Below are 24,369 nucleotides of genomic sequence, written 5' to 3' on the forward strand. Positions count from 1 at the left end.
CATCCTATTTTTTGTTGTTAATGAATAGCACTGGCGCACAGATATTAATACCTAGAGCCAGCAAATAGGTTAGCTTAAGGGGAACAAGTTCCACCTGTATATACATGTAAGCAACGGAAAAAAGCGCCACTGTGATAAGGATTTTCAGTGCTTCACCGGCATAGAAAGAGTTCGCGATACGCTTTGCAGCGCGAGCCCCACCATACATGAAAGCAAACAATGCGAACACCGCATTCGCGACAACAAAAATGCCGCCACCAATCAGTGCTGAAAGCCCCCATTCAGCATTCACAGCCACTGCCATTCCTGCCGCCATTAGTGTAACCGCGCCAAACTGGATCATTAACAATCGCTTTGCAAGCTCTCGTCCTGGTCTAGCTAACGCAGCTACCATGTATTCGTACCTCGAGTAAAATCCACAGCGTTACTACCTCATGCTGGGAAATTGGCGAAAATTATACGGTGAGTCCTATTGAATGCAATTAAAACACCGCAAAAAGTTACAATTTTGTTTACAAACCGACAACTTCCGCACAAAAATTCGTTTTTTTACATAATTGACCGAGATCAATTATCTCATTTAGCCTTCAAGCTTGGCAATCAGTTGCTCTAATTTGTGAGGCTCATCAAGACTAATCGTGACTTTCGACGCGCCGTTCTTGGCACGCACGATTGCCACTTTAGCACTGAGCATTTCACTCAATTTCTGTGACATTTGTTGTGCCTCAGTGTCTTGAAGCTCATTTTTCTCTTCAGATTGCGGCTGGAGACACTTTTTCACTAACTGTTCTGTCTGACGAACTGTCATACGCTTCTTCGCGACCAGTTCAGCAACCTCAACCTGCTCTTCCCCTTCCAACGCCAACAGCGCACGTGCGTGGCCCATTTCGAGCATTTTTTCTGAAAGGAGATACTTGACGTCCATTTCCAGCTGATTCAGTCGCAGCAAGTTACTCACGGTAGCACGCGATTTACCAATCACCTCAGCCACTTGCTGGTGGGTGAGAGAAAACTCTTCCTGAAGACGATCGAGGGCGACAGCCTCTTCGATCACATTAAGATCTTCACGTTGAATGTTCTCGATCAACGCCATAGCGATCGCTGCGCGATCGTCAACGTTTTTGATCACACACGGTACTTGTTTGAGCCCCGCTTTGCGTGCCGCACGCCAACGGCGTTCACCCGCAATGATTTCAAACTTGTCATTTTCAACCTGACGAACCACGATCGGCTGAATAATCCCCTGAGACTCTATCGAAGCCGCTAACTCTTCTAGCGCTTCGGGCTCCATATCTTTACGCGGCTGATAAACACCAGGCTTAAGGCTATTGATGCTTAAATCTGTCAGCTCCCCATCAGAAGAAAGCTCTTGGCTGTGCAAGGCACTTTGCTGTTTTTCACGCGCGAGCGAGCTCGTTGAAAGCAGAGCATCAAGCCCTTTACCTAAACCACGTTTAGACATGAGACAAATTCCTTTGGTTGGGTTATGCAGGGACTTCATCGCGGCGCAGCATTTCTCCAGCTAGAGCCAGATACGCTTTTGCGCCTGCGGAGTATTTGTCGTAGTACATGGCAGGTTTACCATGACTTGGCGCTTCGGCCAGACGAACATTACGCGGAATAACAGTGCGGTACACCTTGTTACCAAAGTGCTTTTTCAACTGATCGGATACTTCGTTTGATAAGCGGTTACGAGGGTCATACATGGTGCGAAGCAGACCTTCGATTTTAAGATTTTCATTTACCACCGCTGCCAGCTTACTGATGGTATCCATTAATGCTGTTAAACCTTCCAGTGCAAAATACTCACACTGCATAGGAACCAAGACCGAATCTGCTGCGGCCATGGCATTGATTGTAAGAAGGTTTAGCGATGGAGGACAATCGATAAAGATGAAATCATAGTTATCGCGAACTGACGCAAGTGCATGTTTGAGACGAACTTCGCGCGCAAACACTTCCATCAGTTTGATTTCAGCCGCAGTGACATCGCCGTTGGCAGCAATCAAATCATAGTTGCCAGAGGTCTTGCGACACACGACATCATCAAATGCGACATCTTCAACCAGCAGCTCATAAGCGGTGGCATCGACCTGATACTTATCGACGCCACTGGCCATAGTAGCGTTACCTTGCGGATCGAGATCAATCACCAATACCTTACGCTTGGTCGCAGCCATAGACGCGGCTAAGTTGATGCACGTTGTTGTTTTACCAACTCCACCTTTCTGGTTGGCGATTGCTACGATTTTTCCCACGGTGAACCTCGCTTTTATTCCTTGCGGGATAAGATTACTAGATGACGCTTACCTTCCAATTCAGGAACTTGCAAAGCTTTGATGTCGGTCACAGAACACCAGTCCGGAAGCTGGTCAATCTCATCCTGAGGCAGTTGGCCCTTAAGAGCCATAAAACAGCCGGTTTGGGCTTTGGGTAAGTGATGACACCACTCCACCATATCAACCATAGAGGCAAATGCTCGGCTTAAAACGCCGTCAAATTTGTCTTGCGGCTGAAACTCTTCAACACGGCTTTGAATCGGCGTGACATTTTCGATCTTTAGTTCATGCAGCACTTGTTTAATAAAACGAATGCGCTTACCAAGGCTGTCGAGCAAATAAAATTCTTTGTCTGGATTCATGATAGACAAAGGGATCCCCGGCAGGCCCGGCCCGGTGCCAACGTCAATAAAACGCTGCCCTTGTAAGTGAGAGCTGACAACAATACTATCCAGAATGTGTTTCACCAGCATGTCACTAGGATCGCGTACCGAGGTCAGATTATAAGCTTTGTTCCATTTGTTGAGCATTTCAACATAACCAACAAGTTGATCTCGTTGATTATCTGACACCTCAAGCTTAGTTTGTGCGATCAATGCGTCCAGTTCAGTACGTAATGCGCTCATTATGCTTCCTCACCTTTCTTCAGCATGCCTTGCTTTTTGAGATGAACAAGCAAGATGGAGATGGCCGCAGGCGTAATTCCAGAGATGCGTGAAGCAATACCGATAGATTCTGGCTTCGATTCATTCAATTTCGCCACCACTTCATTCGACAGGCCTTTTACGTTGGCGTAATCCATATCAAGTGGCAGGTGTGTATGTTCATGGCGTAAGGATTTTTCAATCTCGTCTTGCTGACGCTTAATGTAACCTTCGTATTTAACTTGGATTTCCACTTGCTCTGCAGCCTGTTGATCCGCCAGCGCAGGTGCAAAGGCTTCTAGCTCTGTCAGCTGCTGATAGGTCATCTCAGGGCGACGCAGCAGATCTTCACCACTGGCTTCACGCACCATTGGTGTTTTTAGCAGTTGGTTAAGTGCATCAATGCCTTGTGACTTAGGGTTCATCCAAGTGTCTTTCAGACGCTGGCGCTCTTTGGTCATATTGTCGATCTTTTCGTTGAAACGCGCCCAACGAAGATCATCGATCAAACCAAGTTCTCGCGCCTGCTCTGTTAAACGCAAATCCGCGTTATCTTCGCGCAGTAGCAAGCGATACTCGGCGCGTGAAGTGAACATGCGATACGGTTCTTTGGTGCCCATTGTTGAAAGGTCATCAATCAAAACACCGACGTAAGCCTGATCACGGCGTGGGCTCCAACCGTCTTTGTCCTGACTGTACAAACTCGCGTTCAAGCCCGCCATTAAACCTTGCGCAGCCGCTTCTTCATAGCCAGTGGTGCCGTTGATCTGGCCAGCAAAGAACAAACCATTAATAAATTTGGTTTCGTAGGTCTGTTTTAAATCACGTGGATCGAAGAAATCGTATTCTATCGCGTAGCCTGGTCGCACAATGTGGGCATTTTCAAACCCTTTCATTGAACGAACAATCTGAACTTGAACATCAAACGGCAAGCTGGTGGAGATGCCATTTGGATAGAGCTCATGTGTATTCAGTCCTTCAGGCTCGATAAAGATCTGATGGCTGTTCTTGTCAGCAAAACGCATCACTTTGTCTTCAATCGACGGACAGTAACGTGGACCAATCCCCTCGATCACACCCGCATACATCGGGCTACGATCTAAGTTATTGCGGATCACTTCGTGTGTTTGATCGTTGGTGTGGGTGATAAAGCACGGGATCTGGCGTGGGTGCTGTGTTCTTTGACCCATAAAGGAGAACACAGGTGTTGGATTATCACCATGTTGTGCTTCAAGCTGGGAGAAATCAACACTTCGCGCATCAATTCGTGGTGGAGTTCCTGTCTTAAGGCGATCAACACGGAATGGTAATTCACGTAAACGATCCGCCAGAGCTATGGAAGGAGGATCGCCCGCGCGGCCACCTGAAGAGCTTTCCATACCAATATGGATCTTACCGCCAAGGAAAGTCCCAACCGTTAATACGACTGCTTTGGCATGAAAACGTAGTCCCATCTGTGTCACAACACCTACAGCTCTGTCCTGTTCAACAATCAGATCATCAACGGATTGTTGAAATAAGGTCAGGTTAGGGGCATTTTCTAATGCTTCACGAACATAGGCTTTGTACAGAGCACGATCAGCTTGAGCACGAGTTGCTCTTACTGCTGGACCTTTAGATGCATTCAGCGTTCTGAATTGAATACCAGCATGATCGATGGCTTGGGCCATTAACCCTCCCATCGCATCCACTTCTTTGACTAGGTGACCTTTACCGATGCCACCGATGGCTGGATTACATGACATCTGACCTAAAGTGTCGATGTTATGTGTCAGTAACAGCGTCTTTTGTCCTGTGCGAGCTGATGCGAGTGCGGCTTCCGTTCCTGCGTGTCCGCCACCGACAACAATGACGTCAAATTTTTCGTGATAAAGCATGAACTGACCTCTGGTATTCAATAGAGAGATGGGCAGATAAAAAGGAGCGCTATTCTACCTGCTTTCACATTGATAGAAAATCGCTTTTCGCGTTTTTAATCTAAGCCTCTGACAAAGCTTACTAATATAGGATCTCTATATATGATCTTTTATTAGATCTATTATAAGGATCGACGATCTCTGTGGATAAGTAAAAAATGATCAACAAGATCATGGATCTTAAACAGATCAAATGATGTGATCTTGCCTTGATCAGATCGAGGATTACCTGAGATCAAAATGGCTAGTTATTCACAGGCGAAAAATAGATCAAGAGTTGTTCTTTGGATAACTATAGGTTAATCACCGGATAGTTTGCATTTTATCCACAGCTAGAGCGATTAAAATTTCACCAGATTGAGAAAGAAGAGAGGAAGTGACAATGAGCAATCACTTCCTTATTGGGGGATTATAGGCTATCAATATGATCGGATAGCCAAGCTTCAGCGGCATCTTCAGGGACATCGTGATTGAGCACATCGATTGTCAGGCAATCTGCAACCGCTGTACCACCGATGTCCGCGAGTAGCGCATGAGCATGCTGGCCCGCAGCACAGAATGTATCGTAGCTGGAGTCGCCAATCGCAATCACGGCATACTTAACCCCAGACATTCTAGGTGGGGTGTCTTGCAGGGCCTGGATAAATGGCTGAATGTTATCTGGGTATTCACCAGCACCATGGGTCGAAGTGATCAGTAGCCAAGTACCTTCAGCCGGGATCTCACTCAGCTCAGGTTGGTTGTGAATGCAGGTCTCAAAGCCTTTTTCAATCAAGAGATCACTAAGATGATCTCCAACGTATTCAGCACCACCTAATGTGCTGCCGGTAATTATTTGGATCATATGGTTTCCTTTTACCTAAAAAACACGCGACTCAAAGGTCGCGTGTATGGGGATTATTTGCCAATACAGAAGGAGGAGAAGATACGCCCGAGCAAGTCATCTGAGCTGAACTCTCCGGTGATTTCATTCAGGTGCTGCTGCGCAATTCTCAGTTCTTCTGCGAGGATTTCGCCCGCCATGTAACCTTCCAGTTGCTGCTGACCTATATCAAGGTGTTCAGCAGCTTTTTCCAGCGCTTCTAGGTGACGACGACGAGCCATAAAGCCACCTTCGTGCCCACCCGCAAAGCCCATGCACTCTTTAAGGTGCGTACGCAGTGATTCGACGCCCTGACCCGTTCTGGCCGACAGACGAATCAACGTTGGATCGTTAACATGACAGATACCAAGTGTTTCATCGGTTTGATCGACTTTATTGCGGATCACTGTCATGCCGATATTGCTCGGCAATCGATCGACGAAGTCAGGCCAAATCTCTTTCGGGTCAGTGGCATCTGTGGTGGTGCCATCGACCATAAACAAGACGCGGTCGGCTTGCTCGATTTCTTCCCACGCACGTTCGATACCTATCTTTTCGACTTCATCTGACGCATCGCGTAGACCTGCGGTATCAATGATGTGCAGTGGCATGCCATCAATATGGATATGCTCTCTCAATACATCTCGGGTGGTGCCAGCAATATCGGTCACAATGGCAGACTCTTTACCCGATAGAGCGTTTAGAAGGCTGGACTTGCCCGCATTTGGACGACCGGCGATGACTACTTTCATCCCTTCGCGCATGATAGCGCCTTGTGTCGCTTCTTTGCGCACGGCGGTGAGGTTATCAATAATCGTCTGTAGGTCGGCAGAGACTTTACCATCGGCAAGAAAATCGATTTCTTCTTCGGGGAAATCAATTGCGGCTTCGACGTAGATACGTAGGTGTATCAGAGATTCTACCAAGGTTTGAATTCGGTTTGAAAACGCGCCTTGAAGCGATTTAAGGGCCGATTTTGCCGCTTGTTCTGAGCTGGCATCAATTAAGTCCGCAATGGCTTCGGCTTGAGCTAAATCGAGCTTATCGTTGAGGAAGGCGCGCTCTGAAAACTCACCTGGGCGAGCGGTGCGGATGCCGGGAATTTGCAGGATGCGTTTGATCAGCATATCCATTACGACTGGGCCGCCATGGCCTTGCAGTTCTAGGACATCTTCGCCAGTAAAGGAGTTCGGATTAGGGAAATAGAGCGCGATCCCCTGATCGAGCTGAGTGCCATCCTGAGCCGTAAATGACAGATACTCTGCGTATCTTGGACGTAATTCTTTGCCTGTTACCTCAGAAGCGACTTTGGCCGCAAGGGGACCGGATACGCGAATAATGCCGACACCGCCTCGTCCGGGCGCAGTCGCTTGAGCGACAATGGTCTCTGTAGTCATAGTGGTAGCCTTTGCGATGCATACCCTGTGAGGGTAAATAGTGAATGAGATGAATTGTAATCAGCCAAAAACAAAAAGGCGACCTTTTGGTCGCCTTTCTCGATTATTTACGCCGACTCGTTATTTTGAGTGCAAGCCTTTCTTCTCCAGCGCCTTATAAATCAGCGTCTGTTGGATCAGAGTAACGATGTTCGACACTAACCAGTAAAGAACCAGACCTGATGGGAAGAACAGGAAGAAACCTGTGAACAGAACAGGCATGAACGTCATGATCTTCTGCTGCATTGGATCTGTCACTGTGGTTGGGCTCATCTTCTGGATCAGGAACATGGATGCACCCATCAGTAGCGGCAAGATGTAGTAAGGGTCTTGCGCTGACAAGTCAGTAATCCAACCAAAGAATGGTGAGTGACGCAGTTCCACCGATTCCATTAGTGCCCAGTAAAGTGCAATGAAAATAGGCATCTGTAGAAGTAGAGGCAGACAGCCACCCAGTGGGTTTACTTTCTCTTTCTTGTACAGTTCCATCATTTCTTGGCTCATACGCTGACGGTCATCGCCGATACGCTCACGCATCGCTTGCAGCTTAGGCTGTAGCATGCGCATTTTTGCCATTGAAGTGTACTGTGCCTTAGTCAGTGGGTACATAGCACCACGCACAATGAAGGTCAGAACGATGATCGCTAGACCCCAGTTAGACACGAAGCTTTGAATGAACGACAGTAGCGTGTGCAGTGGTTTAGCGATAAACCATAGCCAGCCATAATCCACAACCAAGTCTAGATTCGGCGCAGTTTCTGCCATTTCTTGCTGAAGTTTCGGACCTACCCAAAGTGTCGCGTTGAATTTTGCTGAGTCACCCGTTGCGATGGTTTTGTTCGGCATACGAACACCAATGTCACCCAGGTTACCAATCACGCGAGTGTACAGGTTAGTACCTGGCTCGTTGCGAGGGATCCATGCAGACGCGAAGTAGTGTTGGATCATTGCTGCCCAACCCTGACCGTCTGGTAGGGTGATTGACAGGTTACGATCCTGCATATCGTCAAAGCTGTATTTCTTGTAACGCGTTTCTTCTGTTGAGTACGCACCGCCACGGTAAGTTGGCATAGTGATGCTGCCGCCCGCGTCCATCAAGTTTTGGCGCAGGTGAGCGTACATACCAAATGTCGCGTTGCTACCTGAGTTGTTGACTACATCGTATTCAACGTCAACCGCGTAGCTGCCACGCTTAACAATAAATGTTTTGGTGTACTCAAGGCCATTTGCTTGGTATGTCATTGGGATGCGAAGTTCATCCTGACCGTCTTCCAGAGTGAAGCTATCTGCATTCACTGAGTAAGCCGGACGATTTGAGCTACTCAGATCGATACCTTGAGGACCCACTAGACCACTTTGCGCAATGAATTGGTGACCTGGCTCGTTCTTCAGTAGAACGAATGGGTCTGATGAATCCAGTTCTGCAGAGTATTGATTGAGGTCTGCAGTGATAACATCACCACCAACCGTATCAATCGACAGAGTCAAGACGTCAGTTGTCACGGTAATCGTTTTAGCAGACGCTTGCTGCGCAGGCGCGGGATCTAAATCATCCGCAAGAGTAGGGGCAGGTAGAGTACTGCTTGATTGTGCCTGTTCAACCGGCTGTGGTGCTGGGTTCTTTGCGACTTGCCATTGTTGAAACAACAAGAAAGAAACCAGTGCTAGCGCGATTAACAGGATATTACGTTGAGAATCCATCGTTATTTATCTCTGTCTTGTTTCTGGACTGGTGGAACGGGATCAAAACCGCCCTCATTCAAAGGGTGGCATTTTAATAGACGTTTGCTTGATAACCAACACCCTTTTACAAAACCGTGAGCTTTTAGTGCTTCTATGGCGTAAGTAGAGCAGGTTGGAGTAAAACGACAGCGTGGTCCGATAAGCGGACTAATGAGACCTTGATAAAGACGGACGAATCCGATTGCTACCCACGCGAAGGGCGAGACAGGCGCTGCCATAATTTATCAAACAGTTTGAACATTTCTTCATTGCTCAGATCTTGGGCGCTTTTCTTGGCAATCACAACAAAATCTTTGTGAGCAAGCTGGTGTTGATTGTTACGAAAGCTTTCACGAGCAAGGCGTTTAAAACGATTACGACCAACAGCGGTTTTAATCTGTTTTTTGGGAACGGCTAAACCTAATCGAGGGTGAGATAGGTTGTTATTGCGAGCAATGATGGTGAAATGTGGTGAGCCAGCTCGATGAGCTTGCTGGAAGACATTTTGATAATGCTCGGGAGTTAACAAACGTAACTCCCGATCGAACGCGTACGTTTTCAAAATAATCGAAGATTACTTAGAAAGACGCTTACGGCCTTTTGCACGACGTGCATTGATTGTTGCACGACCGTTCTTAGTAGCCATACGTGCACGGAAACCGTGAGTACGCTTGCGCTTTAGAACTGAAGGTTGAAAAGTGCGTTTCATGATAATTACCTTTACTGATCAGTAGTTTTAGGTTCTTAGTTAACCCGGCGTGGGCCATTTGGTCTTCTTTATATATAAAGAGGACAAACCGACGCCTCTCAACAAAGAGGCGGAATTGTAATCACAGTCACACAAAGTGTCAATCATTGAGCAACTGCTAAATTCCGGCCGGGCGATTATACGTAGTGTGAGCAAAATCTCAAGGATCAAGCGATCTTCTTTGGTGATCTTTACTCAGCGCCTACTTGGCGAAGGAATCTCTGTAAACGAGGATCCTGTGGATTATTAAAGATATCCTGTGGAGAGCCTTGCTCAACGATATTGCCTTCCGCCATAAAGATCACGCGATCCGCCACTTCTCGGGCGAACTGCATTTCGTGTGTGACCACCAGCATGGTTTGGTGTTTAGTCGCTAACTCCTTCATTAACTGAAGAACTTCGCCGACCCACTCAGGATCTAGTGCTGAGGTCGGTTCGTCAAACAGCAATAATTCGGGTTGCAGTGCCATCGCACGTCCGATACCCACACGTTGCTGCTGGCCACCAGACAGCGCCGCTGGATAACTGTCTCCTTTATCGCCAAGGCCGATGTCGTCAAGAATCTGCTGAGCGCGTGCCAATGCTTGGTCTTTCTTCCAGCCGCGAACGGTGATGAGGCCTTCAGCAATATTCTGACGGGCGGTCATATGGGCAAACAAGGCATAGTTCTGGAAAACAAACCCTGTCTTACGGCGCAGAGCTAATACTTCCGCTTTGGTGTGCTTTTCAGTATCCACGCTTACGTCATCAATGGTGATGACGCCTTTGTCGGCATTTTCTAGAAAATTCACCGTGCGCAGCAGGGTGGATTTGCCCGTACCGCTAGAGCCGATAATGACAATAATCTCGCCCTGTTTGATATCGAGATCGATGCCTTTAAGGACTTCTGTCTCACCAAAGCGTTTGTGAATGTTATCTAACTTGATCATCTTACGTATGCCTTATTCAACTTAGCTTCTGCCCAGATTTGCACGCGAGTCAGTATTACTACAACGCCCCAGTAAATCAGCGCAACGGCAAGGAAAGCTTCGAAAAAGCGGAAGCTGGATGACGCTTCCATTTGCGCTTTTGCCATGATCTCCGCCACACCTAGCGTAAAGGCCAATGAGGTCGATTTGATCATATCAATGAAGTAGTTCATCAATGACGGCAGCGCCACACGCGTTGCCTGCGGCAAGATCACTCGGCGCATCGCTTGAGTCGTTGTCATGCCCACAGACAGGCTGGCTTCCATCTGGCTACGATCGATACCAATGATCGCGGCGCGGATACTCTCCGCCATGTATGCGGCAAAGTGCAGAGTCAAACCAATCACCGCGGCGCTGAATGCATCCAGACCGACTAGGAACGGAAAAATCTGCGGTAAGCCGTAGTAAAGCAGAAACAGTTGAACCAACAGTGGTGTACCACGGAAGAAGCTGATGTACAGCTGGCTTAACTGATCAAGAACGGGAACGCGAAATACACGGATATTCGCTAAAATGACGGCCAAAATCAGTGAAAATACTAAACCCCATGTCGCCATTTCCATGGTGGTGCCCAGATACTTGAGTAGTATCGGCATCAGGTTCAGCATGTAGTTAAAATCGAATCCCATAACGTATCCCAGTTAAAAATAAGCTTCTATACAAAAAGCAAAACCCACTGCAAAGGAAGGAAAGCAGTGGGTTAAGAGCAAATCCGGTTGAGTACCTCAACCAGACGAGCAATACTCAACAGTGGTTATTTAGTGATATCAGCACCAAACCACTTCTGAGAAATTTTCTCTAGTGTACCGTCAGCACGCATTTCAGCCAGTGCTTTATTCACTTCAGCCTGAAGCTTTTTGCCGTTGTCATTGTCAACGAAAGGCCAAGCGTTTTGAATCGTCTCAAACGGTTCGCCAGCAAGTTGCAGAGGTAGACCAGTTTTTTTGATCAGCTCAAGAGCCGATAGACGGTCCATTACAAACGCGTCTGCACGACCAAGTGCTACATCGTGTTCGATACCTGTATCGTAAGTCTTGATGTTGATCTTGCCGTCTTTGTCGTAGTTGCGTAGCAACTGCTCAAAGTTTGAACCTAGGTTAACCGCCACCGTTTTGCCTTCAAGATCTTTAATACCTTGGATGCTGTCGTTGCCTTTACGAACAGTGATCTGCGCACCATCAACAACGTATGGGTCAGCAAAAAGGTATTTGGCTTTACGAGCATCCGTCATCGTGATCTGGTTTGAAATCGTATCAATACGACCTGTCTCTAGCAGACCAAACAAACCAGAAAAGTTTGCCGTAACGTATTCCACTTTGTAATCGTTACGCTTACCAATCTCATCCCATAGGTCCACTTCGAAGCCTTGCAGCTTGTCTTGCTGAACGAAAGTGAATGGGAAGTAGCGGCCAGACATACCGACTTTAACTTCAGTCGCGGCTTGAACCGTCGCAGCAGAAAGCGCAATTGCTGCTACAGCAGCTTTAATCCAGTTTTTCATAGTACAACTCCATAGTTTTATGGGCACAAATACTACTGTCACTTTAGTTAATTAGATAAATAACCAAGAGCAATAACCTAGACGCCTGTGGAATAAGATAGCTTACTAAAGGTGGCCAGTCGTGTGAGTAAAGACGTAGCAAAAAATAAAAAGACGAGATTGGAATAAAATCACACCTTGCGAAAGCTTGATTCACAGACTTATCACCAGATGGCGGATCTGTGAGAAAAAGCGCAAATGTGGATCCTTATGTGAGTAAGAATAGGGCAGCTTGTGTTGATCTAGCGGATAATGACGTAAATATTGTGAATAACTTAGATCTTATTCACTGGATCGTCGATCATTTGCTGGCGATCTTGGTTATCAACAGGTAAAATTGCCAATCTTTTTCGATCATTAACTTTGAGTGGGGGCACCGTGTCATCTTCGCTTTGGTTGCAATGTATGCAGCAGCTTCAAGAAGAGCTACCAGCTACAGAATTCAGTATGTGGGTACGTCCGTTACAAGCGGAGCTCAATGACAATACTCTCACTTTATTTGCGCCTAACCGTTTTGTAATGGATTGGGTTCGCGATCGTTACCTCAACAGCATTAATCGTTTGTTGCAGGAATACTGTGGCAATGACATCCCAAGTTTACGCTTTGAAGTGGGGAGTCGCCCTGTTTCTGCACCTAAGCCAGCGCCGAAACGTACGCCAGCTGATGTGGCGGCAGAATCTTCAGCACCCGCTCAGCTCCAAGCGCGTAAGCCAGTACACAAAACCTGGGATGACGACGAGCAACAGGTGGCAGAGATCAACCACCGCTCAAATGTAAACATCAAGCACAAGTTCAACAACTTCGTTGAAGGTAAATCAAACCAACTCGGTTTAGCGGCCGCTCGTCAGGTGGCTGATAATCCAGGTGCAGCGTACAACCCGTTATTCCTCTACGGCGGCACAGGTTTAGGTAAGACTCACCTGTTGCACGCGGTGGGCAATGCGATTGTGGATAACAAGCCGAACGCCAAAGTGGTTTACATGCACTCTGAGCGATTTGTTCAGGACATGGTAAAAGCGCTGCAAAACAACGCGATTGAAGAGTTTAAACGCTACTACCGCAGTGTTGACGCCCTGCTGATCGATGACATCCAATTCTTTGCCAATAAAGAGCGCTCTCAGGAAGAGTTCTTCCATACCTTCAATGCGCTTTTAGAAGGTAATCAACAGATCATTTTGACTTCTGACCGCTATCCAAAAGAGATCAGTGGCGTAGAAGATCGCTTAAAATCCCGCTTTGGTTGGGGATTGACGGTAGCGATCGAGCCGCCTGAATTGGAAACCCGTGTCGCGATCTTGATGAAAAAAGCCGAAGATCACCAAATACACCTTGCTGATGAAGTAGCGTTCTTTATTGCTAAACGACTGCGCTCCAACGTACGTGAACTGGAAGGCGCGTTAAACCGCGTGATTGCTAATGCCAACTTTACCGGTCGCCCAATCACCATCGATTTTGTCCGTGAAGCACTGCGTGACTTACTGGCTCTACAAGAAAAGCTGGTGACGATCGATAATATTCAAAAGACGGTGGCGGAATACTACAAAATTAAAGTCGCTGATCTGCTGTCTAAGCGTCGTTCGCGCTCGGTTGCGCGTCCGCGCCAGCTAGCGATGGCGCTTGCAAAAGAGCTGACTAACCATAGCTTGCCTGAAATTGGTGATGCTTTTGGTGGCCGAGACCATACCACTGTTCTTCACGCCTGCCGTAAAATTGAACAACTGCGCGAAGAGAGTCACGACATCAAGGAAGATTATTCTAACCTGATTCGTACCCTTTCTTCTTAAATCACAGTATTCTAAGCACTAAATAGAATAATACCGTATTAAGCTAAACGAATTCTGATAAGAGCGTACTATGAAATTTTCCATTGAACGTAACCACTTACTTAAACCGCTGCAGCAAGTGTCTGGCGCGTTAGGTGGTCGTCCAACTCTTCCTATTCTGGGTAACCTGTTACTGAAAGTTGAAGACAATATGTTGTCGATGACGGCAACGGATCTGGAAGTCGAGCTTATCAGCCGCGTTGCTCTAGAAGGCGACTTTGAAGCGGGCAGTGTGACGGTTCCCTCGCGTAAATTTTTAGATATCTGTCGTGGCTTGCCTGACGACTCTGTCATCACCTTTGTTTTAGAAGGTGATCGTGTTCAGGTGCGTTCTGGACGTAGCCGATTCTCTCTATCTACCTTACCTGCTAACGATTTCCCGAATATTGAAGATTGGCAGAGTGAAGTTGAAGTCTCGCTGACCCAAGGTGAGCTACGCGGATTGATTGAGAAAACCCAATTCTCGATGGCAAACCAGGACGTGCGTTACTACCTCAACGGTATGTTGTTCGAAATTGATGGCACGACACTCCGCAGTGTGGCCACTGATGGTCACCGTATGGCGGTGTCTCAGGTTCAGCTAGGTGCTGATTTTGCTCAGCAGCAAATCATTGTGCCACGTAAAGGTGTACTGGAACTGGTTAAGTTGTTGGATGCGCCTGAACAGCCTGTGACACTACAAATTGGTAGCTCCAATGTGCGTGCCGAAGTGAACAACTTTGTCTTTACCTCTAAGCTGGTGGATGGCCGTTTCCCGGATTACCGCCGCGTGATGCCACAAACGACGACCAAAACGCTTGAAGCGGAATGTGATGAGCTGCGTCAGGCGTTCTCGCGTGCCGCTATACTGTCGAATGAAAAATTCCGTGGGGTGCGCGTCAACTTAGCGGATACGGAAATGCGCATTACCGCCAATAACCCAGAGCAAGAAGAAGCGGAAGAGATGCTGGATGTCAGCTTCGAAGGTGATCCGATTGAGATTGGCTTTAACGTCAGCTACGTCTTGGATGTATTAAATACTCTGCGTTGTGAAAAAGTACGCGTGTCGATGTCGGACGCTAACGCCAGTGCCATGATTGAAAACGTGGATGACGACGGCGCTATGTACGTGGTAATGCCGATTCGACTCTAGCATGCCGCTTTCACGTCTTATTATTCAGCAGTTTCGCAACATTAAAGCCTGTGATATTGAACTATCAGCAGGCTTTAACTTTCTTATAGGTCCGAACGGCAGTGGCAAAACCAGTGTTCTGGAAGCCGTCTACTTGCTCGGCCACGGCCGCTCTTTTAAAAGCTCTCTAACGGGCAGAGTCATCCAAAATGACTGCGATGAGCTGTTTGTGCACGGTCGTTTTTTGAACTCGGATCAATTTGAGCTACCAATTGGCATTAATAAGCAGCGTGATGGCTCAACAGAGGTTAAAATAGGCGGTCAATCCGGACAAAAACTGGCTCAATTGGCGCAGGTTCTGCCGCTGCAATTGATCCATCCGGAAGGGTTTGATTTACTGACGGACGGACCAAAACATCGCCGAGCATTTATCGATTGGGGTGTGTTTCACACTGAGTCGGCTTTTTATGATGCTTGGGGGCGGTTTAAACGTCTGAATAAACAGCGCAACGCGTTGTTAAAAACGGCCACCAGCTATCGTGAGCTGTCGTATTGGGATCAGGAGATGGCAAGGTTGGCTGAAAACATCAGCCAGTGGCGAGCCACATATGTTGAGCAGATGACCGAGAAAGCCACGGAAATCTGTCAGACATTTCTCCCCGAATTTGAGATCCAGCTGAAGTATTACCGAGGATGGGATAAGGACACACCTTATCAGGCAATTCTTGAGAACAACTTTGAACGGGATCAGGCACTGGGTTACACCTTTAGTGGTCCGAATAAAGCCGATTTAAAAATTAAAGTGAACGGGACTCCGGTTGAGGATGTTCTGTCACGAGGTCAGCTCAAACTCATGGTATGTGCATTGCGCGTGGCGCAAGGTCAACACCTCACTGAGATGACCGGCAAGCAATGTGTCTACTTAATTGATGACTTTGCCTCTGAATTAGATAGTCAACGTCGTAAGCGTCTAGCAGACTGCTTGAAGGAGACGGGGGCGCAAGTTTTTGTCAGTTCTATTACAGAAAGCCAAATCGCCGACATGTTGGACGAAAATGGCAGGATGTTCCATGTGGAACATGGCACAATAGAACAAAATATATAGTGGAAGATAACTCATGTCTGAAAATTACGATTCATCGAGTATTAAAGTACTAAAGGGCCTGGATGCAGTACGTAAGCGTCCGGGGATGTACATCGGCGACACGGACGATGGTACCGGTCTACACCACATGGTTTTCGAGGTGGTGGATAACTCAATTGATGAAGCGTTAGCGGGTCACTGTAAAGACATCATCGTGACGATTCATGAGGATTGCTCTGTATCGGTACGCGATGACGGTCGTGGTATCCCGACCGAAATGCACCCGGAAGAGAATGTTTCGGCAGCAGAAGTTATCATGACGGTTCTGCACGCAGGTGGTAAGTTCGATGACAACTCGTACAAGGTATCGGGTGGTCTGCACGGCGTAGGTGTTTCGGTAGTAAACGCACTGTCTAAGCAAGTGACTCTGACCATTCATCGTGGTGGCCAAATCCATACTCAAACCTATCACCATGGTGAGCCGCAAGCGCCACTTTCTGTGATTGGTGAAACGGACAAAACAGGTACGGAAATCCGTTTCTGGCCTAGTGAAGAAACCTTCTCTAATACTGAATTCCATTACGATATTCTGGCTAAACGTCTGCGCGAGCTTTCGTTCCTCAACTCAGGTGTTTCGATCAAGCTGGTTGATGAGCGTGAAGAAGATAAGAGCGACCACTTCATGTATGAGGGTGGTATTCAGGCATTCGTCGAACACCTGAACACCAACAAGACGCCGATCATCGAGAAAGTCTTCCACTTCAACGCTGAGCGTGAAGATGGTATTGCCGTTGAAGTCGCGATGCAGTGGAACGATGGCTTCCAGGAAAACATCTACTGTTTTACTAACAACATCCCTCAACGTGATGGTGGTACGCACCTTGCGGGCTTCCGTGCTGCGTTAACACGTACACTGAACTCGTTCATGGATAAAGAAGGCTTCTCGAAGAAAGCGAAAACTGCCACTTCAGGTGATGATGCACGTGAAGGTCTCACCGCAGTCATCTCTGTTAAGGTTCCGGATCCTAAGTTCTCAAGCCAAACCAAAGATAAGTTGGTGTCTTCGGAAGTGAAGTCAGCCGTTGAATCTGTGATGGGTGAAAAGCTGTCTGAATTCCTAGTGGAACACCCAACGGAAGCCAAGGCAGTTTGTAGCAAGATCATTGATGCAGCGCGTGCTCGTGAAGCGGCGCGCAAAGCACGTGAAATGACTCGCCGCAAAGGCGCGTTAGACCTAGCAGGCCTACCAGGTAAGCTGGCAGACTGTCAGGAAAAAGACCCAGCACTTTCTGAACTGTACATAGTGGAGGGTGACTCGGCAGGCGGCTCCGCAAAACAAGGCCGTAACCGTAAGAACCAAGCCATTCTTCCACTGAAAGGTAAAATCCTTAACGTTGAGAAAGCACGCTTCGACAAGATGCTCTCTTCGCAAGAAGTCGCGACGCTTATCACCGCACTTGGCTGTGGTATCGGTCGTGACGAATACAACCCAGATAAACTGCGTTACCACAACATTATTATCATGACCGATGCGGATGTCGATGGTTCGCACATTCGTACGCTGCTGTTGACCTTCTTCTACCGTCAAATGCCAGAGCTTATCGAGCGTGGCTATGTGTACATCGCTCAGCCACCACTTTACAAAGTGAAGAAAGGTAAGCAAGAGCAGTACATCAAAGATGAAGATGCGATGAACCAGTACCAAGTGGCATTGGCGTTAGACAATGCGTCTTTGCATGTCAACGCAGAAGCACCAGCATTAGCAGGTGAAGCGCTAGAGAAACTGGTTCAGCAGTACAATTCTGGTATTAAGCTGGTGGAGCGCATGAGTCGCCGTTACCCACACGCGCTGATGCATGAGCTGATCTACACACCGCGTTTAACGGCAGAGCAGTGCCATGATGCAGCAGCTGTTGAAGCATGGACCAAACAGTTGGTGGAGCAGCTTAATGCTAAAGAAGTGGGCGCAAGCCAGTACAGCTTCGAAGTAGAGCAGCACGCAGAGCTTGGTTTAAACCTGCCTAAGATTGTTGTACGTACTCATGGTGTGACACATGAGCATGCGCTGAGTATTGACCTGATTAACTCAAAAGAATACGGCAAGCTGGCCGATCTGTCGGAAGCGCTTAATGGTCTGATTGAAGAAGGTGCTTACATCAAGCGTGGTGAACGTACTCAGCCTGTTTCAAGCTTCGTTGAGGCACTGAACTGGTTAGTCAAAGAGTCACGTCGTGGCCTAAGCCTACAGCGCTACAAAGGTCTGGGTGAGATGAACCCAGAGCAGCTATGGGAGACCACAATGGACCCAGAGACGCGCCGTATGATGCAGGTAACGATTGAAGATGCTGTTGGTGCAGATCAACTGTTTACGACACTGATGGGTGACCAAGTAGAACCTCGTCGTAACTTTATCGAAGAGAATGCACTGAAAGTAGCGAACCTAGACGTTTAATCACTACGATGCGTCGTTATTTCGAATAATTTCTGCGTTCGGCGTACTCACATACACTTGTATGCTGCGTGCGCCTCACTTGAACTAATGCGAACTAACTTAGCCTCGAAGCAATTAATTTGATAGCTTCATTGCACTTAAAGCACTGCCTATTGGCGGTGCTTTTTGTGCCTGTAAGGCATTGAAAATTATTGGTTTGGCAAAATAATTGAAAATAATCCCTTGAAACTATTTTGCTCAATCCACATATCTAGTTGTGAAGAGGGAGGCTGTCTTGCTCACGAGAGAAGAAACAGAACCTCACTAACCGCCAATAGGGTATCGCTCAGGAGAGGATGACTTTAGAGGCACACAATTGAACTGATTTATAGCTACGTCCCAGAGTCAACAGAACCCGAGGAGTAGTGAATAAATCCCTTAGTCGGCAAGGCTCGAATACAGAATCGATCCGCGCAAACTCACGACTAAGACTATTGCTTACTATGAGGATAGCATTATGAGAACTGTAGATTTCACTCCACTTTACCGCAACGCAATCGGCTTCGATCGTCTATTCAACATGATGGAAGCGAACACTTCGAAGAACACTTCTGGCGGTTACCCTCCATACAATATCGAGCAAAAAGATGAAAACAACTACCGTATTACTATGGCAGTTGCAGGCTTTGCTGAAGAGCAGCTAGACCTTACTCAAAAAGAAAACATGCTGATTGTTAAGGGGGAGCGTAAATCAGAAGAAGAGAAGCAATACGTATATCAAGGCATCGCAGAGCGCGATTTTGAGCGTAAATTCCAGCTAGCAGACTATGTAAAAGTGGTGGGTGCAAGCATGGAAAATGGTCTACTGCACATTGACCTAGAGCGCGAAATCCCTGAAGCGATGCAACCACGTAAGATTGCGATTGGTGGTAACAACCTAATCGAAGGTTAACCCGTCATATTTGAAACCACTGGCTTTAACTAGCCAAATAGATCGGGAATAAGAGTGAAAGAGCACCATCTAGGTGCTCTTTTTTGATCTAACCGAAGCAGTGTTTACTTAGGCTTCTTGATACGCTTTCTCGACTTCTTCAGCAATAATCTTGATGCCTTTCTGCATCATTTCATCATCTTGAACGTAGTTCATGCGCAGACATTGGTGGGCGTGTTCCCAGCCATCTTCCTGACCAATGAAGAAGTATTCCCCCGGTACAATCAATACGCCGCGAGCTTTCAGTCTTTGGTACAGCTCCATAGTGGTGATTGGCAGTTCATCAAACCAAAGCCATAGGAAGATCGCCCCTTCTGGTTTGTGAATGCGAAAACGTGAGTCAGTGATGGCGGTTTGCAGCAGTTCGACAGCTCGCTGAGATTTTTGCTTATAAAACGGCTTGATAACATTGGTGCTGAGATTCAACAGGTCATCATTCTTAATCATATGGTGACCTAACGCAGGACCAAGGCTTCCCGGAGCCAAGCTGATGATGCCGTTCATATTGGTCATAGCCTGAGTCACTTCTTCGTTGGCAATCACAATCCCGCAACGTACTCCCGGTAGGCCGAGTTTAGACAGGCTCATACATAGGATGGTGTTTTCGTTCCAGAACGGCTGAACATCTTCAAAGATGATGTTCGGGAATGGCAGGCCATAGGCATTGTCGATGATGAGCGGAATGTTATTTTCGCGCGCCAGTTTATCCAGCTTGTGTATTTCTTCATCAGTGAGTACGTTGCCAGTGGGGTTGGTTGGACGTGAGGCACAAATGGCGGCAACCGAGTCATCGACTTTGAGTTGTTCGAAGTCGACATGGTATTTAAACAGACCATTGTCGAGCATCTCGATCTCTGGGTGGTAAGAGACAAAGATATCTTCATCTACGCCTGCATCGCCGTAGCCAATGTATTCAGGCGCTAAAGGCAGCAGAATTTTCTTATGCGAGCCATCTGGTTGTTTACCCGCCAGCAGATTAAACAGATAAAAGAAGCCGCTCTGACTGCCGTTAGTCAGGCTGATGTTCTTTTCTGATATGTTCCAGCCATAAGTGTCTTTTAATAGCTTAGCCAGAGCTTTGACAAACGCGTCTTTGCCTTGCGGGCCATCATAGTTGGCCATGGCGGCCACGAGCTCCCCGTTGGCGAGCATCTCCTCACTGGCTTGGCGAAAGTATTCGAGCATGGCTGGAATAGCGGCTGGGTTACCACCTCCGAGCATGATCGCACCTGGCGTGCGTAGGCCGTCGTTTAAGTCATCCATTAAACGCGTAATACCGGAATACTGATTGAATTTTTCACCAAACTTAGAGAATTGCATTTGTAGTTATACCTAATTCATTGTGATTGCTTTAAGTGTAATAGTTACTAGTCGAAGCTAGTAATTCCAAGACTCACCTTGAGCGTTGTGGTCTATGGATAATCGGGTAATCCCTGAACATACCTTAATGTGATTACGAGGCAAAGCACAAAATTCCGTCACTGATAAAAACAAAGCCCAACTCCGAGGAGTTGGGCTTCGTAGAACCTATATTGTTCGAGATATTACTTCTGTAGAAGTGAAACATCCGCGATCTGTAGGAATAAGTTACGCAGGTTGTTCAGTAGCGTTAGACGGTTCTTCTTCAATGCTTCGTCATCTGCCATTACCATGACGTTGTCGAAGAATGAATCGACTGGCTCACGCAGGTCAGCTAGCTTGCTTAGCGCTTGTTGGTAGTTACCTGTTGCGAACGCTGGCTCTAGCGCTTCTGTCATTACTTCAACGCTTTCTGCCAGTGCTTTCTCTGCGTCTTCTTGTAGAAGTGATAGATCGATGTCTGCTGCTAGCTCACCATCGAACTTGGCTAGGATGTTGCCTACACGTTTGTTGGCTGCAGCAAGTGCTTCTGCCGCTTCCAGTTCACGGAAGTGAGAAACCGCTTTAACACGTTGGTCAAAGTCAGATGGCTTAGTTGGACGATTCGCCAGTACCGCTTGGATGATATCCACGCTGAAACCTGCATCTTGGTACCATGCACGGAAACGACCTAGCATAAAGTCGATAACGTCAGCTTCTACGTTGTCGTTGGTCAAATGGTCACCAAACAGAGATTTTGCCTTAGCAATCAAATCTGTTAGGTCTAGGTTGTAGCCGTTTTCAACGATAATACGTAGCACACCTAGTGATGCACGACGAAGTGCGAATGGGTCAGAACCCTTAGGTGCTTGGCCAATACCGAAGATACCAACGATCGTATCTAGCTTGTCAGCCATTGCTACCGCAGAAGAAATGCCTGTGCTAGGCAGCTCGTCACCGGCGAAACGAGGCATGTACTGCTCGTAAAGTGCCAGTGCAACTTGCTCGTCTTCACCATCGTGAGTCGCATAGTGCATGCCCATTACACCTTGAGTATCGGTAAATTCGAATACCATAGATGTCATTAGGTCACACTTAGCCAGTAGGCCTGCGCGCTTAGATTTCTCAACGTCAGCATCGATTTGCTCAGCAATGTAGCCAGCAAGTTCTGTGATGCGGTCAGTCTTGTCTTTGATAGTACCAAGCTGCTTCTGGAAGATCGCTTGCTCTAGTTCAGGCAAGCGGTCGATAAGAGGACGCTTACGGTCAGTGTTAAAGAAGAACTCAGCATCCGCTAGACGTGGACGTACTACCTTCTCGTTACCTTCGATAACGTAACGAGGCTCTTTCGATTCGATGTTAGAAACAAAGATGAAGTTTGGTAGTAGCTTCTTGTTTTCGTCATACACTGGGAAGTACTTCTGGTCACCTTTCATGGTGTAAACCAGCGCTTCAGAAGGAACCTTTAGGAACTCTTCTTCGAACTTCGCAGTCAGTACCACTGGCCATTCAACCAGAGAAGTCACTTCTTCAACTAGGTCATCTTCTAGATCAGCAACACCGCCCACTGCTGCAGCGGCTTTTTGTGAATCTGCAAGGATGATCGCTTTACGTGCTTCGTAATCTGCCATCACTTTACCGCGCTCTTCTAGGATCGCTGGGTATTGCTCTGCAGATTCAATCGTGAATTCTTGCTCACCCATGAAGCGGTGACCACGGATAGTGCGATCTGATGCTACGCCAAGGATTTCACCTTCAATCAGGTCAGAGCCCATTAGCATAGTCAGTGTTTTAACTGGGCGGATAAACTGAGTAGTCTTGTTACCCCAACGCATTGGCTTCGCAATAGGTAGGTTACCCAGTGCTTTAGCTGCTAGGTCGACAACGATTTCAGACGTTGCTTGGCCTTTCACTTCTTGTTTGAAAAGAAGCCATTCGCCTTTGTCTGTTACTAGACGGTCAGCTTGCTCAACAGTGATGCCGTTACCACGCGCCCAACCTTGAGCGGCTTTCGTCGCGTTACCGTCCGCATCGAATGCGACAGAAACTGCTGGTCCACGTTTCTCAACCACTTTGTCCGCTTGGCCTTCAGCCAATGCAGTAACTTTAAGTGCTAGACGACGAGGAGCGGCGTACCATTTCACGCCTTCGTGTGCTAGGTCTGCACCTTTAAGTTCCGCTTCGAAGTTAGCCGCGAACGCTTCCGCTAGGGTGCGAAGTTGCGTTGGTGGTAGCTCTTCTGTACCCAGTTCAATTAGAAATTCTTTTGCCATGATTACTTCTCCTCGCCTTCTTTCTTACACATTGGGAAGCCAAGAGCTTCACGTGATGCGTAGTACGCTTCTGCAACCGACTTAGTCAGGTTGCGGATACGAAGGATGTAACGCTGGCGTTCTGTTACTGAGATAGCTTTGCGTGCATCAAGAATGTTGAATGCATGACCCGCTTTAAGAATGCGCTCGTAAGCTGGAAGCGGAAGTGGCTTCTCAAGCTCAAGCAGTTCTTTGGTTTCTTTTTCACATTGGTCGAAGAAAGTGAATAGGAAATCGACGTCCGCGTGTTCAAAGTTGTACGTTGACTGCTCCACTTCGTTTTGGTGGAAAATGTCGCCGTAAGTGACTTTGCTGCCGTCAGGTGCGATGTTCCATACGAGATCGTAAACCGAGTCTACTTCTTGAATGTACATAGCGAGACGTTCGATACCGTAAGTGATTTCACCGGTTACTGGTTTACACTCAAGGCCACCAACCTGCTGGAAGTAAGTAAACTGAGTCACTTCCATGCCGTTTAGCCACACTTCCCAGCCTAGGCCCCATGCGCCTAATGTTGGGTTTTCCCAGTTATCTTCGACGAAACGAATGTCGTGAACCAGAGGATCGACACCAAGTACTTCTAGAGAACCTAGGTACAGCTCCTGAATATTGTCTGGCGATGGTTTTAGCGCTACTTGGAATTGGTAGTAGTGCTGAAGACGGTTAGGGTTTTCACCGTAACGGCCATCGGTCGGACGACGTGAAGGTTGTACGTAAGCTGTAGACATTGGCTCTGGGCCAAGCGCTCGTAGACAAGTCATTGGGTGAGAGGTACCCGCACCCACTTCCATATCTAGCGGTTGAACAATGGTACAACCATTTTGAGCCCAATAATCCTGCAGCGCGAGGATCATTCCCTGGAAGGTTTTGATATCGTATTTTTGCATAAGTCAGGTTCGCGCGATTCTTCTGTTGCTGTTATTGATCAAATGTTCGCCGTAGTCATGGCGATTTCTATCACTTTCAGCACATTAATATAATGAAAATAACAATCAAGTATACCCAGATATTGCGTAGGGGAGTAGGGCTAATCTTGATTAATTCCTAGTCAGAATTCTCCTTTAATGGATTTTTAATGGCTTATTCGTCCAAATTTTCCTAAAAGGAAGTTTTTGACCACTTTGTTACTTGAGAAATGACATAGAGCTGGATAGAATTGCGCC

Annotated in this window: 22 protein-coding genes; 5 read left to right on the plus strand and 17 right to left on the minus strand. The window is 47.3% G+C overall.

Translation table 11 applies throughout. From position 1 onward, the window contains the following. Positions 1–4: 4 nt before the first annotated feature. The 14 genes from VIC_RS01965 to VIC_RS02025 form a co-directional block, all read right to left on the minus strand. The gene (locus tag VIC_RS01965) at positions 5–394 is read right to left on the minus strand and encodes a F0F1 ATP synthase subunit I (RefSeq protein WP_006957450.1); all 390 of its coding nucleotides are present in this window, start codon (positions 392–394) and stop codon (positions 5–7) included. A 186-nt stretch (positions 395–580) separates the two neighbouring features. Further along, positions 581–1,462: a ParB/RepB/Spo0J family partition protein gene (locus VIC_RS01970; RefSeq protein WP_006957451.1), complete on the minus strand. Its 882-nt coding sequence runs from the start codon at positions 1,460–1,462 to the stop codon at positions 581–583. Positions 1,463–1,484: 22 nt separating this feature from the next. Then, on the minus strand, positions 1,485–2,258 hold the full coding sequence (locus tag VIC_RS01975; RefSeq protein ID WP_006957452.1) for a ParA family protein: 774 nt from the start codon (positions 2,256–2,258) through the stop codon (positions 1,485–1,487). 14 nt (positions 2,259–2,272) lie between these two features. Continuing rightward, on the minus strand, positions 2,273–2,905 hold the full coding sequence (gene rsmG, locus VIC_RS01980; protein ID WP_006957453.1) for a 16S rRNA (guanine(527)-N(7))-methyltransferase RsmG: 633 nt from the start codon (positions 2,903–2,905) through the stop codon (positions 2,273–2,275). Further along, positions 2,905–4,800 (minus strand): tRNA uridine-5-carboxymethylaminomethyl(34) synthesis enzyme MnmG, encoded by a 1,896-nt coding sequence (mnmG, locus tag VIC_RS01985; RefSeq protein WP_006957454.1) that lies wholly within the window; start codon positions 4,798–4,800, stop codon positions 2,905–2,907. The genes rsmG and mnmG overlap by 1 nt, the downstream gene beginning before the upstream one ends. Before the next feature lie 448 nt (positions 4,801–5,248). Then, complete coding sequence (gene mioC / locus VIC_RS01990; protein ID WP_006957455.1) at positions 5,249–5,683, minus strand: FMN-binding protein MioC; 435 nt, start codon at positions 5,681–5,683, stop codon at positions 5,249–5,251. Positions 5,684–5,736: 53 nt separating this feature from the next. Beyond that, positions 5,737–7,098, minus strand: coding sequence for a tRNA uridine-5-carboxymethylaminomethyl(34) synthesis GTPase MnmE (mnmE, locus tag VIC_RS01995; RefSeq protein WP_006957456.1), 1,362 nt, complete (start codon positions 7,096–7,098; stop codon positions 5,737–5,739). Between the two features lie 120 nt (positions 7,099–7,218). Continuing rightward, positions 7,219–8,838 (minus strand): membrane protein insertase YidC, encoded by a 1,620-nt coding sequence (yidC, locus tag VIC_RS02000; protein ID WP_039951178.1) that lies wholly within the window; start codon positions 8,836–8,838, stop codon positions 7,219–7,221. 2 nt (positions 8,839–8,840) lie between these two features. Beyond that, on the minus strand, positions 8,841–9,098 hold the full coding sequence (gene yidD / locus VIC_RS26085) for a membrane protein insertion efficiency factor YidD (RefSeq protein ID WP_080555897.1): 258 nt from the start codon (positions 9,096–9,098) through the stop codon (positions 8,841–8,843). After that, complete coding sequence (gene rnpA / locus VIC_RS02005) at positions 9,065–9,388, minus strand: ribonuclease P protein component (RefSeq protein ID WP_006957457.1); 324 nt, start codon at positions 9,386–9,388, stop codon at positions 9,065–9,067. The genes yidD and rnpA overlap by 34 nt, the downstream gene beginning before the upstream one ends. A 45-nt stretch (positions 9,389–9,433) precedes the next feature. Beyond that, the gene (gene rpmH / locus VIC_RS02010; protein ID WP_004411068.1) at positions 9,434–9,568 is read right to left on the minus strand and encodes a 50S ribosomal protein L34; all 135 of its coding nucleotides are present in this window, start codon (positions 9,566–9,568) and stop codon (positions 9,434–9,436) included. A gap of 230 nt (positions 9,569–9,798) precedes the next feature. Further along, positions 9,799–10,536 carry an amino acid ABC transporter ATP-binding protein gene (locus VIC_RS02015; protein WP_006957460.1) on the minus strand — a complete coding sequence of 246 codons (738 nt, stop codon included), beginning with the start codon at positions 10,534–10,536 and terminating at the stop codon, positions 9,799–9,801. After that, a complete protein-coding gene (locus VIC_RS02020; RefSeq protein WP_006957462.1) occupies positions 10,533–11,204 on the minus strand; it encodes an amino acid ABC transporter permease in 672 nt (223 codons plus the stop codon). Before VIC_RS02020 ends, VIC_RS02015 begins: the two co-directional genes overlap by 4 nt. A gap of 125 nt (positions 11,205–11,329) precedes the next feature. Further along, positions 11,330–12,076 carry an amino acid ABC transporter substrate-binding protein gene (locus VIC_RS02025; protein ID WP_006957464.1) on the minus strand — a complete coding sequence of 249 codons (747 nt, stop codon included), beginning with the start codon at positions 12,074–12,076 and terminating at the stop codon, positions 11,330–11,332. 417 nt (positions 12,077–12,493) lie between these two features. Here VIC_RS02025 and dnaA point away from each other — a divergent pair, with 417 nt between their 5' ends. The 5 genes from dnaA to VIC_RS02050 all read left to right on the plus strand — a co-directional run bounded on the left by dnaA (position 12,494) and on the right by VIC_RS02050 (position 19,517). After that, positions 12,494–13,900, plus strand: coding sequence for a chromosomal replication initiator protein DnaA (gene dnaA / locus VIC_RS02030; protein ID WP_029235934.1), 1,407 nt, complete (start codon positions 12,494–12,496; stop codon positions 13,898–13,900). 70 nt (positions 13,901–13,970) lie between these two features. After that, the gene (gene dnaN, locus VIC_RS02035; protein WP_006957468.1) at positions 13,971–15,071 is read left to right on the plus strand and encodes a DNA polymerase III subunit beta; all 1,101 of its coding nucleotides are present in this window, start codon (positions 13,971–13,973) and stop codon (positions 15,069–15,071) included. Between the two features lies 1 nt (position 15,072). After that, positions 15,073–16,155 carry a DNA replication/repair protein RecF gene (gene recF / locus VIC_RS02040; protein ID WP_006957470.1) on the plus strand — a complete coding sequence of 361 codons (1,083 nt, stop codon included), beginning with the start codon at positions 15,073–15,075 and terminating at the stop codon, positions 16,153–16,155. Positions 16,156–16,168: 13 nt separating this feature from the next. Continuing rightward, a complete protein-coding gene (gene gyrB, locus VIC_RS02045; RefSeq protein ID WP_006957472.1) occupies positions 16,169–18,586 on the plus strand; it encodes a DNA topoisomerase (ATP-hydrolyzing) subunit B in 2,418 nt (805 codons plus the stop codon). 496 nt (positions 18,587–19,082) lie between these two features. Further along, positions 19,083–19,517: an Hsp20 family protein gene (locus VIC_RS02050; RefSeq protein WP_006957473.1), complete on the plus strand. Its 435-nt coding sequence runs from the start codon at positions 19,083–19,085 to the stop codon at positions 19,515–19,517. Positions 19,518–19,625: 108 nt separating this feature from the next. Here the strand turns inward: VIC_RS02050 and VIC_RS02055 are convergent, their stop codons facing one another. The 3 genes from VIC_RS02055 to glyQ all read right to left on the minus strand — a co-directional run bounded on the left by VIC_RS02055 (position 19,626) and on the right by glyQ (position 24,093). Further along, complete coding sequence (locus tag VIC_RS02055) at positions 19,626–20,876, minus strand: valine--pyruvate transaminase (RefSeq protein ID WP_006957475.1); 1,251 nt, start codon at positions 20,874–20,876, stop codon at positions 19,626–19,628. Between the two features lie 224 nt (positions 20,877–21,100). Continuing rightward, the gene (gene glyS, locus VIC_RS02060) at positions 21,101–23,167 is read right to left on the minus strand and encodes a glycine--tRNA ligase subunit beta (protein ID WP_006957478.1); all 2,067 of its coding nucleotides are present in this window, start codon (positions 23,165–23,167) and stop codon (positions 21,101–21,103) included. 2 nt (positions 23,168–23,169) lie between these two features. Further along, positions 23,170–24,093: a glycine--tRNA ligase subunit alpha gene (gene glyQ / locus VIC_RS02065; protein ID WP_006957480.1), complete on the minus strand. Its 924-nt coding sequence runs from the start codon at positions 24,091–24,093 to the stop codon at positions 23,170–23,172. Positions 24,094–24,369: the final 276 nt, after the last annotated feature.

This window comes from Vibrio coralliilyticus ATCC BAA-450 (assembly GCF_000176135.1).
Classification (GTDB): Bacteria; Pseudomonadota; Gammaproteobacteria; order Enterobacterales; family Vibrionaceae; genus Vibrio; species Vibrio coralliilyticus.